Source organism: Pseudomonas sp. (genome assembly GCF_002796985.1).
Lineage (GTDB): Bacteria > Pseudomonadota > Gammaproteobacteria > Pseudomonadales > Pseudomonadaceae > Pseudomonas.
Genome location: NZ_PEKX01000007.1, coordinates 188,292 through 199,943 on the forward strand (window position 1 = coordinate 188,292; position 11,652 = coordinate 199,943).

At 64.4% G+C, this 11,652-nt stretch carries 11 protein-coding genes; 5 read left to right on the top strand and 6 right to left on the bottom strand.

From position 1 onward, the window contains the following. The first annotated feature begins 81 nt into the window (after positions 1 to 81). Both CTR55_RS06410 and CTR55_RS06415 read left to right on the top strand, forming a co-directional pair. A complete protein-coding gene (locus tag CTR55_RS06410; protein ID WP_296285090.1) occupies positions 82 to 711 on the top strand; it encodes a glutathione S-transferase family protein in 630 nt (209 codons plus the stop codon). Positions 712 to 782: 71 nt separating this feature from the next. Continuing rightward, the gene (locus CTR55_RS06415) at positions 783 to 1,733 is read left to right on the top strand and encodes a Nudix family hydrolase (RefSeq protein ID WP_296285091.1); all 951 of its coding nucleotides are present in this window, start codon (positions 783 to 785) and stop codon (positions 1,731 to 1,733) included. A 121-nt stretch (positions 1,734 to 1,854) separates the two neighbouring features. Here CTR55_RS06415 and CTR55_RS06420 read toward each other — a convergent pair whose 3' ends face one another. Genes CTR55_RS06420 through CTR55_RS06435 form a run of 4 tightly spaced genes read right to left on the bottom strand, consistent with a single transcriptional unit; the run spans position 1,855 to position 6,457 of the window. Beyond that, the gene (locus tag CTR55_RS06420) at positions 1,855 to 2,427 is read right to left on the bottom strand and encodes a cob(I)yrinic acid a,c-diamide adenosyltransferase (RefSeq protein ID WP_296285092.1); all 573 of its coding nucleotides are present in this window, start codon (positions 2,425 to 2,427) and stop codon (positions 1,855 to 1,857) included. A 3-nt stretch (positions 2,428 to 2,430) separates the two neighbouring features. Next, positions 2,431 to 4,482 (bottom strand): ATP-binding protein, encoded by a 2,052-nt coding sequence (locus CTR55_RS06425; protein ID WP_296286477.1) that lies wholly within the window; start codon positions 4,480 to 4,482, stop codon positions 2,431 to 2,433. Between the two features lie 59 nt (positions 4,483 to 4,541). Continuing rightward, complete coding sequence (locus tag CTR55_RS06430; protein ID WP_296285093.1) at positions 4,542 to 5,453, bottom strand: putative 2-dehydropantoate 2-reductase; 912 nt, start codon at positions 5,451 to 5,453, stop codon at positions 4,542 to 4,544. Between the two features lie 38 nt (positions 5,454 to 5,491). Next, a complete protein-coding gene (locus tag CTR55_RS06435; protein WP_296285094.1) occupies positions 5,492 to 6,457 on the bottom strand; it encodes a response regulator in 966 nt (321 codons plus the stop codon). Positions 6,458 to 6,612: 155 nt separating this feature from the next. Between CTR55_RS06435 and CTR55_RS06440 the strand changes: the two genes are divergently transcribed. Then, positions 6,613 to 7,092 carry a YajQ family cyclic di-GMP-binding protein gene (locus CTR55_RS06440; protein WP_045209642.1) on the top strand — a complete coding sequence of 160 codons (480 nt, stop codon included), beginning with the start codon at positions 6,613 to 6,615 and terminating at the stop codon, positions 7,090 to 7,092. Between the two features lie 141 nt (positions 7,093 to 7,233). After that, the gene (locus CTR55_RS06445; protein WP_296285095.1) at positions 7,234 to 8,079 is read left to right on the top strand and encodes a mechanosensitive ion channel family protein; all 846 of its coding nucleotides are present in this window, start codon (positions 7,234 to 7,236) and stop codon (positions 8,077 to 8,079) included. A gap of 87 nt (positions 8,080 to 8,166) precedes the next feature. Here the strand turns inward: CTR55_RS06445 and CTR55_RS06450 are convergent, their stop codons facing one another. Both CTR55_RS06450 and CTR55_RS06455 read right to left on the bottom strand, forming a co-directional pair. After that, positions 8,167 to 9,975, bottom strand: coding sequence for an AmpG family muropeptide MFS transporter (locus CTR55_RS06450; RefSeq protein ID WP_296285096.1), 1,809 nt, complete (start codon positions 9,973 to 9,975; stop codon positions 8,167 to 8,169). Positions 9,976 to 10,015: 40 nt separating this feature from the next. Then, entirely contained in the window at positions 10,016 to 10,381 is a 366-nt protein-coding gene (locus tag CTR55_RS06455; protein WP_296285097.1) for an MGMT family protein, read from the bottom strand. Between the two features lie 195 nt (positions 10,382 to 10,576). On the opposite strand from CTR55_RS06455, the gene CTR55_RS06460 reads away from it, so the two are divergent. Further along, positions 10,577 to 11,608, top strand: a complete 1,032-nt coding sequence (locus tag CTR55_RS06460) for a DUF481 domain-containing protein (protein ID WP_296285098.1) — start codon at positions 10,577 to 10,579, stop codon at positions 11,606 to 11,608. Positions 11,609 to 11,652: the final 44 nt, after the last annotated feature.

Genomic DNA, 11,652 nt, shown 5'->3' on the forward strand with positions numbered 1-11,652 from the left:
CGATGGATGAAAATCGGGAATTTGTTTTCATGGCTGCCGCGCTCTAAGGTCTCCTGACAGACCCTCAAGAGCATCGCCTCCATGTCCCTCACCCTGATCATCGGCAGCAAGAACGTCTCCTCCTGGTCCCTGCGCGGCTGGTTGGCCATGCAGCTCACCGGCGCCGAGTTCGAGGAAATCCTCATTCCCCTGGGCGGCCAAGACACCGCTCGGCGCATCCGCGAGCACTCTCCCAGCGGCAAGGTGCCGGCGCTCAAGTGTGAGCACGGACTGATCTGGGATTCCCTGTCGATCGCCGAATACCTCGCCGAACGTTTCCCCGAAGCGCACCTCTGGCCCCGTGGCGAAGCCGCCCGCGCCCTGGCGCGCACGGTCTGCGCCGAGATGCACAGTGGTTTCATGGCGCTGCGTTCGAACATGCCCATGGATCTCCAGCGCAACCAGCCGTTGGCGGAAGTGCCCGAAGCAGTAGAGGCGGATATCGCCCGCGTCGTCGAACTCTGGTCGCTGTGCCGTCAGCAGTTCGGCCAGGACGGCCCGTTCCTGTTTGGCCACGCCAGCATTGCCGACGCCTTCTACGCTCCCGTAGCAACGCGCCTGCGCAGCTACTGCGTGACCCTGCCCATCGAGGCGCAGAACTATGTCGATGCGATCTACGCCTGGCCGGCCTTCCGTCCCTGGCTGGACGCGGCGATGGTCGAACGCGCCTGATCCCGACCGCCAATGACGGTAGAATGCCCGTCTGCGCGGGCCCTGCCTGAATCGGATTGAGGAGTAGCACTGTGAAACGAGTACATGTCGCCGCCGCCGTGATTCGCGGACTCGATGGCCGGGTGCTGATCGCCCGCCGTCCGGACGACAAGCACCAGGGTGGTCTCTGGGAGTTTCCTGGCGGCAAGGTGGAGGAGGGCGAAGTGGTGCAGGCCGCCCTGGCCCGCGAGCTGAAGGAGGAGCTGGGTATCGATGTCGAGCAGGCGCGCCCGCTGATTCGCGTGCAGCATGACTACAGCGACAAGCACGTGCTGCTGGATGTATGGGAAGTCTCCGCCTTCTCTGGCGCACCCCACGGCGCCGAGGGCCAGCCGCTGGCCTGGGTTGCTCCGCGCGACCTGCCGGACTACGAATTCCCGGCCGCCAATGAGCCGATCGTGCAGGCTGCGCGCTTGCCGGATCGCTACCTCATCACTCCGGAAGGTCTGGAAATCCCGCAACTGGTACAGGGTGTGCGGGCGGCCGTTGCCAGCGGCATCCGCCTGATCCAGCTACGCGCGCCGAACATGTACAGCCCCGAGTACCGTGACCTTGCCGTTGATGTGCAGGGCCTCTGCGCCGGCAAGGCGCAACTGATGCTCAAGGGCCCGCTGGAGTGGCTGGGAGACTTCCCGGCGGCCGGCTGGCACCTGACCTCCGAGCAACTGCGCAAGTACGCGCCCGACGGCCGGCCGTTCCCTCGCGAGCGCCTGCTGGCGGCTTCCTGCCACAGCGCCGAGGAATTGGAGCTGGCGGCGCGTATGGGGGTGGATTTCGTCACTCTGTCGCCAGTGCAGCCCACCGAGAGCCATCCGGGCGAGCCGGCATTGGGATGGGATGCGGCGCAGGAGCTGATCGACGGCTTCAACCAGCCGGTGTTCCTGCTCGGCGGTGTCGGTCCGCAGGACATCGAGCGCGCCTGGCAGGCCGGTGCGCAGGGTGTGGCGGGGATTCGTGCGTTCTGGCCGAAAAGCGAAGGCTGATCAGAGGCGCAACGAGCGCTTTTCGTAGGAGCGAGCTTGCTTGCGAACAGGCCGAGCTACGGTGCCGCGCGGTTCGCGCGCAAGCTCGCTCCTGCAGGTCAGTTTCCAGCCCGTGTATCGATCAGACGGGCTTTTCTGCGGCCTGCCAGAGTATCTCTTCCACGCCCTGGCGCCGGGCGATGAAGCGCGCGGCGACGAACAACAGGTCGGACAGCCGATTCAGGTAGCGCAGGCCCGCACCCTCCAGCGGCTCCTCGGCATTCAGCTGCTGGCAGCGGCGTTCGGCGTTGCGCGCCTGGGCGCGACACAGGTGAGCGAGGGCAACCAGGCGCGAGCCGCCGGGCAGGATGAAGTTCTTCAGCGGACCGAGCTCTTCGTTCCAGCGGTCGATCACCTGCTCCAGACGCTCCACTTCCGCATCGTTCAGCGCGCGGTATTCCGGCATCGCCAGCTCACCACCCAGGTCGAACAAGCGGTGCTGGATCGGTGCCAGCACGCTGATCACTTCTTCCAGCGCGCTGCTACGTGCCTCGTGCAGCCCGGCCAGTAGCAGGCCGAGGTGGCTGTTCAGCTCGTCGACCGCGCCCATGGCCTCCACGCGCGGGTGGTGCTTGGGCACGCGGCGGCCATCGGCCAGGCCGGTTTCCCCGGCGTCGCCGGTGCGGGTGTAGATCTTCGACAGTCGGTTGCCCATGGCTCAATGCTCCTGGTCATCGCGCGCCAGCAGCGGCAGCGGCGGAGAAATCTCGCTGCCCAGCGGCAGGCGGAGGGTGAAGCAGGTGCCCAGGCCGAGTTCGGACTGCACCTCCATCTGTCCCTTGTGGTTGTTGGTGACGATGAAATACGAGACCGACAGGCCCAGCCCGGTGCCCTGGCCGACCTCCTTGGTGGTGAAGAAGGGCTCGAAGATGCGCTTGCGCACGCTCTCCGGCATGCCGGAGCCGTTGTCTTCCACCTGGATTTCCGCCCACGGCGGATTGAGCCGGGTGCGCAGGATGATGCGGCCGAACTCGCCTTCCTCCTCGTCGTCGCGCAGGTGGATGGCCTGGGCGGCGTTCTTCAAGAGGTTGAGCAGGACCTGTTCGATCTCGTTGGCGATCACCGGCACCGGGCCCAGGCGCTGATCGTATTCGTGGACGATCTCCAGCGACTTGAAGTCGAAGCCGCCGGTGAGGTCGAAGTCGTTGCCGGCGATCTCCACGGCCTGCTCCAGCAGTGCCGGCAGCTCGCAGGCGGCCATCTGGCGGTGGCTGCGGCGACTGAAGGAAAGCATGTGGGTGACGATCTTCGCCGCGCGGGAGCCGGCGTACTGGATGCCGTCCATCAGCTTGGGAATTTCCCGCGCCTCCAGATAGTGGTTGAGGTCGTCCAGGCGCACGCCCACTTCGCCGGCTACTTCGAGGTTCTTCGGCAGGTCCGCCGACAGGCGGCGACGGATGTTCTGCACGTTGTGCAGGATGGCGCCCAATGGGTTGTTGATCTCGTGAGCCATGCCGGCGGCGAGGCCGCCGACGGAGAGCATCTTCTCCGACTGCACCATCATTTCTTCCATGCCCAGGCGATCGGTGATGTCGTCGATACGGATCACCGCGCCGCGACCGGTGCCGCCCATCAGCGGGTAGAAGGTCAGCGCATAGTGGCGCGGCGCGTCGGTAAGGGCCCAGGTGACGCGCTCGACGCGCTCGACCTTGTGTTGCTCTGCCGCGCGAGTGAGCTGCGGCAGGAAGGGCTTGAGCGACGGGAAGGCGAGGAATACCGGCTGGTTCACGGCGTCGTCCAGGCTGGTGCCGGAGAGCTGGCTGGCTTCCTGGTTCCACTGGGTGACGTAGAGCTGCTCGTCCACTGCGATCAGCGCCGAGGGCATGGAGTCGATGATGCTGTTGAGGTAGTGCTGGAAGCCGGTGAGCTTCTTCTCGATCTTGCTGCGCACCTGGACTTCCAGCTCCAGCTTGCGGTTTGAGCGACGGGTTTCCTCGGCCAGCGACTGGGCCTGCTCCACGGCTTCCTGTGCGTCGTCGCGGGCGCGCTTGAGCTGCTGCTCGCGGGCCTCGATACGGGTCAGCATGGTATTGAAGGCGTCGGCCAGGCGGCCGATTTCGTCGGCGTTGCCGCGTTCGGCGCGCAGGGCGTAGTTCTCTTCGCGGGTGACCTGGCGCGAAAGCTCTTCCAGGCTGCGGATCGGCCGGGTAATCAGGCGACGGATCTGCTGGGCGATGAGCATCCATAGCAGCACCGAGACGGCCAGAATCACCAGGCTGGCGGTGAGGGTGCCGGTGTAGAACGCACCCGGCAGCTCGCTGCTGGCCACCAGCAGCAGGTAGCCACTGTTGCGGCCGGCCTGCGGCAGCTCGAACAGGGCGTTGAGGCGGTATTCGTGTTGGCGCCAGCGTTCCAGGTGGTCCAGGCGTTCGGGCAGGGCGACCGGGCCGTTGCTCGGCGTCTGGGCGATGCGCTCGCCGTTGCTGTCATAGAGCGCGGCGGCGCGCAGGGGCTGGTAGTCGTCCAGTTGGCGCAGCAGCACCTGGGCCTGGGTTGGCGAGGACAGCGCCGGCTCGCTGAGCGCCGGGTTGGCGATCAGCCGGCCGATGGTCTGCAGGGCCTGGGGCGCGACGCTGTCCTGGGAAATCCAGTAGGCCGCGCTGATGAAGGCCAGGTTGGCGACCAGCATCACGGTTGCCAGCAATACCAGCAGGGCGGCGAGGACTTTCTGGCCGACCGGCAGGTCTTCCAGGCGCTGGCGCAGGTTCATCGGTGAAGGCATGGGCGTGTCAAAGAGAAAACAGGGGAGGCGGGCAGGGTAGCCCGCGATCAGTTGTCGGGCAATCCGCGCGCCAGCAGGCAAGCGCGCAGGCGCTCGTGCAGGGCCCGCAATTGCGGCAGTTTCAGGTGCAGGCGGTCGCCTTCGCGGCAGGCGTGGCCGAGCAGGTAGGCGATTTCGCTGCGCCGGCCGTTGGCGACGTCCTGGTACATGGAGGAGAAGTTCGCGGCGGTGGCGGCAATCACGCGCTCCACATCGCTCTGCAGCTCATGCGCGGCGGTGGAGTAGCCACCAGCATGGAGCAGCTGGCCGAGTTCGTCACAGAGCCCGGCCACTTCGTCGGGGTGGCTGGCCAGTTCGCCGTTGCGGCACTGGTGCAGCACGGTGAGCGGGTTGATCGCACAGTTCAGGGCGAGCTTGCGCCACAGCCGTTCGAGGATGTCGCCGCTCCACTGCACGGGAATCTCCGCGCGGTGCAGATCGGCCAGCCAGCCAGGTTCGGGGCCGTCCTGTTCGTCACCGAGCCAGGTCTGCCCAGCACCTGCGAACACCACGCGGAAGTCGGCCTCGCGGAATGCACCTTCGGTACTGGAGGCAAACAGGCAGCGGGCGCGCGGCAGGTGGGCGCTGACCGCCTGCTGGCTGCCCAGACCGTTCTGCAGCAGGATCAACTCGGCGCCGGGAGCCAGGCGCGCGGCCACGCTGGCGGCGGCGGACTCGGCGTCATAGGCCTTGCAGGCCAGCAACAGGCGCTGGATCGGCGCACCCTGGGCGGCAGTTTCCGCTGGAATCGGGTAGAGGCTTTCGCGACCGTCCTCCACCAGGGTGATGCCGCCGAGGGCGTGGTAGGCGTTGAGGCGCTGGCGGTCGCGCAACAGCAGGCGCACCGGCAAGCCGGCGCGGGACAGGCGGGCGGCCCACAGGCAACCGAGGCTGCCGGCGCCGAGGATGGTCCAGGTCATGGGAAGAACTTCGCGGGTTCGGGGGCTTACCGCGAAGTTTAGCGCAGGCCGGTCAGGCGGCTGGCGTTGATTCGTCCGCTGGCGAAGGCGTCGGGCAGCAGCGCACGGCCTTGCTGCATGAGGTGCTCGACCTCCAGCGGCAGCGCCTTGGCGTCCAGGCCGACCAGGCTGATGCCAGCCTTGAGCGTGATAAAGCCTTCGCTGGTCTTGAAGGCCTTGAGGTTAAGGCCCTCGTGCAGCCGGCGGAAACTGCTCGGGGAGCACTCCTGCAGGTCTTCGAGCAGGGTGATCAGGGCGAAGTGCTGGCTGTCCAGGCGCGCCAGCACGTCGAGCGGTCGCACCAGTTGTTGCAGGCGGCGGGCGACGCCATGAAGCAGTTCGTTCTGGAACGGCTGGCCGTGCTTCTGACCCAGCTCGGCCAGCTCCGGCAGGCCGATCAGCATGTAGCACACCGCGCCACCGCGCGACTCTACCTGGCGGATGCTGTCCGCCAGCTTCTGCTTCAGGTAGCGCTGGTTGCCCAGGCCGGTGGCGCTGTCCACCAGGTTGCGTTCTTCCAGGCTGGTGATGTTTTCGGTCAGCAGGCGGTTTTCCATCAGCAGGCGCTGCAGGGTGTTGCTCAGGCGGTCGGCAGCCAGCACACGGGGCACCAGTTGCTCGTTCATCGACGACTTGCTGACGAAGTCGTCCACGCCGCGGTCGAAGGCCTCGGCCAGGGCGTTGTCGCCCTCCTTGCCGGTCAGCAGGATGATGTAGGTGTAGTGGTCGCCGCTCTCGTCGAGCTGACGCACCCGGGCGGTAAGCTCCAGGCCGTCCATCTCGGGCATCAGCCAGTCGGCGAGGAGAACGCTGACCGGTTCCTTTTCCAGCAGGTCGAGCGCTTCGCTGGCACTGCTGGCGAAGCGCACGTTCTGGTAACCGGCCTGACTCAGCGCGCGGCCGATCATGGCGCTGGAAAACTTGGCGTCGTCGACCACCAGAATGCTGAGATGGTTGGTTGGCATGGATTGTCTCGGAAACGGGTAGGAAATGCCGGCTCGTCATGTCAGAGGCCGGGCGCAGTCTTGTCTGTCAGTTATAATGACCGCGCATTTTTATCGTCAAGCCAGGCTCGATGCGGTCTGTGAACCGCATCGCGCCGTCCATCTGGAGAGATGTCATGCCTTCGTTCGACGTGGTGTCCGAACTGGACAAACACGAACTGACCAACGCCTTGGATAACGCCACCAAGGAACTGGACCGCCGTTTCGACCTGAAGGGCAAGTGCAGCTTCGAGGCCAAGGAAAAGTCCATCACCCTGACCGCCGAAGCGGATTTCATGCTCGAGCAGATGCTCGACATTCTTCGCTCCAGCCTGGTCAAACGCAAGATTGACGCGCAGTGCATGGAGATCAAGGATTCCTTCGCCTCCGGCAAGGTGGTCAAGCAGGAAGTCGACTTCCGCGAGGGCATCGACAAGGACCTGGCGAAGAAGATCGTCGCCCTGATCAAGGACAAGAAGCTCAAGGTCCAGGCCGCCATCCAGGGTGAGCAGGTACGCGTCACCGGCAAGAAGCGCGATGACCTGCAGGAAGCCATCGCGCTGCTGCGCGGCGAGTCCCTCGGCATGCCGCTGCAGTTCAACAATTTCCGCGACTGATATACGCAACTGAAGAAAAGCTGGGGAACCTCATCGCTCGCGCGACGTCGCAGTTAAGAGTCGCTCGGCGAACTCCCGACCGCCATGGCTTGCCATGGCGGTTTTGTTTTTGGAATGGCAATAGACAAGGGGCCTGCATCCATGGATATGAATTACGAGCAGATCATGCACAGTGCGGAGGCGTGGACACCGGTGGTCCTGGCTTATCTGGGCAATGCCGTGCTGGCGCTGTTGACGCTGTTGATCGGCTGGTGGGTGATCAATCTGTTTACCCGTCGCATCGGTGGTCTGCTATCGACCAAACATGTGGACAAGGCGCTGCAGGGCTTCATTGGCAGCATGGTGAATATCGTCCTGAAGATCCTGCTGATGGTCAGCGTGGCTTCGATGATCGGCATCCAGACCACCAGCTTCGTCGCTGCCATCGGCGCCGCCGGCCTGGCCATCGGCCTGGCGCTGCAGGGCAGCCTGTCGAACTTCGCCGGTGGCGTGCTGATCCTGTTGTTCCGCCCGTTCAAGATCGGCGACTGGATCGAGGCTCAGGGCGTGTCCGGCACCGTGGACAACATCATGATCTTCCACACCGTACTGCGCACCGGTGACAACCGCACCGTGGTCGTGCCTAACGGCGCCCTGTCCAACGGTATCATTACCAACACTTCGACCCAGACGACCCGTCAGGTGATCTTCGACGTGAAGCTGGCCTATGACGCCGACCTGGAAAGCGCGCGCGCCATTCTCAAGGAGCTGGCGGACGATTCGCGCGTACTCAAATCGCCTGCACCGGTGGTTGTGGTCGCTGGCTTGGGTGAGAGCTCGGTGACCCTGTCACTGCGCCTGTGGACCGCCAACTCCGACTACTGGGGCGTCACCTTCATGCTCAACGAGCAGGTACGTTTGCGTCTGCGCGACGCCGCTATCGACCTGGCGCCTCACAAGGTGGTGCGAGTGGTCAAAGGGGAAGAGGCCGCGGTTCTCGCCGATTGAGGTTCTGGCGGACTGACCGCCATGAGCGTGAACGAAAAAGGCCGGCATTTGCCGGCCTTTTTCGTGGGCGCTGCTTCATGGCAAGGGTCAGTGACGTTCGGCGCTGGGGTGCTGCGCTGTGGTTTCCGTGGATTCCTCGGCGGCGCCGTTGGTCATGTCGTTCTTGCGGTGCAGCCACAGCCAGCCGATCAGCAATAGCGTGGGGACGCCGAGCAGGGCAGTGAAGAAGAAGAATCGCTCGTAACCCATGCCCTCGACCATGGTGCCGGAATAACCGCCGATGAAGCGCGGCAGCAACAGCATGGTGGAGCTGAGCATGGCGTACTGGGTCGCGGAGAACTTCAGGTTGGTCAGGCTCGACAGGTAGGCGACGAAGGCCGAGGTGGCCAGGCCGCCACTGAAGTTGTCGAGCATGATGGTCACCACCAGCATGGTGACGTGAGGCTCCAGCACCTTGAGCAGGGCAAACACGTTCTGGCCCAACAGGTGTGGGTCATCGATCGCACCCATCTGCGCCAGCATGGCGAACAGCAGGTTGGTCGCCGCCGAGGCCGCACCGCCGATGAACAGGATCGGCAGGATGCTGAAGCGAGCGATCAGCACACCGCCGGCTGCCGCGCCCACCAGGGTCATGATCACGCCGAACAGCTTGCTGACGGTGGCGATGGTGTCCTTGGTGAAGCCCATGTCGATGTAGAACACGCTGGCCATGGTGCCCATGACCGTGTCGGACATGCGATAGGTGGAGATCAGCCCGAGCAGCAGCAGCGCCTGCCAGCGGTAGCGGCGGACGAACTCGGTGATGGGGGTCAGCACCGGCGCCATCAGCAGGCGGCCGGGGGCGGAAATACAACTCAGGGCGATCAGCAGGTAGAGGATGGCGAGCCACCACTTGCCAGCTTCGGTCATGTTGATGAAGGCGGCGCCGGTCACCAGCAGGATGATCAGCACGATCACCGACACGGCCTGGTGCACGAAATCGAACTGCGGCAGGCCGCGCCCGTGCACGGCCAGCAGCAGCGGACGGCGCACTTTCGACAGCAGTTCGCGCACCGGGCGGATCTGCCGGCGCCCGTGGGGCGTCATGCAGATGCCGATGAAGATCGCGTACAACGCGGCGCGCGGCCAGGCTTGCGCGGTCAGCGCAGTGAGCATGGCTGGCACGGAGATCAACAGCACCAGCAGGGTCAGCACCGAGAGCAGTTGGTGGTTGAAGGCGAAAGCCGAACTGCCAGCCTGCGGCTGTACGTTGACCGGCGGTTCTTTCATCAGCAGCGTGGTGATCAGGCCGGGCAGGATTGCCAGCGAGCACACGGCATAGGTCAGCGCCCAGGCCGACTGGCTGTAGTGCAGGGCACTGGAGCCGGCCCATTCGGCGAGAAACAGCACGCCAGCGGTGGCGAACAGTACGGCGACCCGATAGCCGGTCATGTAGCAGGCGGCCAGCGCGGCCTGGCGAGTGTTCTCGGCGATTTCCAGGCGGTAGGCGTCGATGGCGATGTCCTGGGTGGCGGAGGCAAAGGCCACCACCATCGCCAGGGCGATCAGCCAGTTCAGGTGCGCTTGCGGGTTGCACAGGGCCATGCCGAGCAGGCCGATGGCGATCAGCCCCTGGGAGAACACCAGCCAGGAGCGGCGGCGACCCAGGCGGCCGATGAAGGGCAGGCGCCATTGGTCGAGCATGGGCGACCACACCCACTTGAACGCGTAGACCAGCCCGATCCAGCTGGCGAATCCGATGGTTTCCCGAGCGACACCCGCTTCACGCAACCACACCGAGAGGGTGGAGAGCACCAGCATGTAAGGCAGGCCGGCGGCGAATCCCAGCAGCAAAAGCGCGAGGCTGGCGGGAGACTTGTAGGCAATCCATGCCTCTCGCCAGGAGTGCTCTTTCATGGGGTGTTTTCCAGCAGGACGAAAATTCTTGCGAACTTTACTAGGACTGCTCGCCGCTAGGCCAGCCGTGCCGACGTATGTCCACCCGATCGTTATGGATTCTGACACCTTCCGCACGCAATCGTGCGCGCTGCTCGTTCCCCGAGACGGTGCCGATGGGCAGGCTGATGCGCCCGCCGGCAGCAATCACCCGGTGCCAGGGCAGGCGTGTGCCTTCTGGTAGCTGCCCGAGGGTGCGGCCCACCAGCCGAGCCGCGCGGCCCAGGCCGGCGAGGCGGGCGACATCGCCGTAGGTGATGACGCAGCCTTCGGGCACTTGGGCGATCACCAGGAAGATCGCTTCGCGGCGCATCTGCAGGCTTTCCTGGGTGCGATCGGCGGGTGAGTCTTTACATCGCTCTGGCATGGGGCATCACGCGTGTCGGCTTGCTGCACAGGATAGCTGGATGCGCCAAGGCGGCATACCCGCGGACGCCACCGCCAAAATGTGATCGCGCTCCCGGCCGGGGCATCCGGCCTGTCGTACGTCCGGCCGAGGCGGCTAATCGCCGGTGCCCGCCCGGATACTTTCCGGCCATTTCCTGGTCCCCGTTGCCCTGCGATGTTTTCCAGAATCCTGCTGTTCCTTGCCGCTGCCTGCCTCTACAGCCTTCCGAGCCTCGCCGACACTGTCTGGCTCAAGAGCGGTGACCGTCTCTCCGGCAAGATCAAGCTCTACGACAGTGGCAAGTTGTTGCTCAACACCGACTTCGCAGGCGTGATAACGATCGAGGGCAGCAAGATTTCCAGTGTTGAAAGCGTTCAGGACCTGATGGTCCGCTTCAAGGGAGGTGAACAACAACTGCTGCATGGATTGCAGGCTGGCCAGCCCGGGCAGGTTGGCCTGGATGGCAGCGCTCCGCGCTCCGTAGCGCTTGCCGATGTTCGGCAAGTCGTGCCGCACACGCCAATCGCCAAGGATTGGCGGTGGAGTGGCAACGTCGATGCAGCCATGGACCAGAAACGGGCGGCGAAAGACACCGACAAGGTCGACGTAAGGGCCAAGACGGTCGTGCGTAACCGTAATTGGCGGAATACCTTGGAGGGTGAGTATCACCGCGAAGTCAAGGATGCCAATGTCGCCACTGACAATTACAACCTTCAGTACGCACTCGACCGCTTCTGGGGGGAGCACTGGTTCTGGCAGGGGCGCCTGGAGTACTGGCGCGATTGGGTCGATGAACTGGCGATTGAGCGGGATGTGGCGACCGGGCCGGGATATCAGTTCTGGGACGATGAAACGGGCGCATTCTCCCTGACGGCACTGATCTACCGCAGCGAGCTTGAACTCACTTATCCCGAACAGCTGAAGGTTTATTCGTCAGCCCTTGGTTGGGACTACAGGCACTTTCTGCTAGCCAAACGCCTTGAGCTGTTCAGCGATGGCACTTACCAGAAAATGATGGAAAAAATGGAGTCGGAGTATTTGTACGACATCGACACCATATCGCGAGGACGGCTGGGACTTCGTTACAAGGTGACTTCCTGGGCGTCCCTGAACGTGCGTACGGAATGGGAAAAGATAACCTTCAAGGCGGATGCTCCGGACAACAGCGATCGGCGCCTGGTGATGGGGGTGGGAATCAATTGGTGATTGCGAGGGCAGTCTGACAGATGGATTTTCCTCCATCTGTCAGA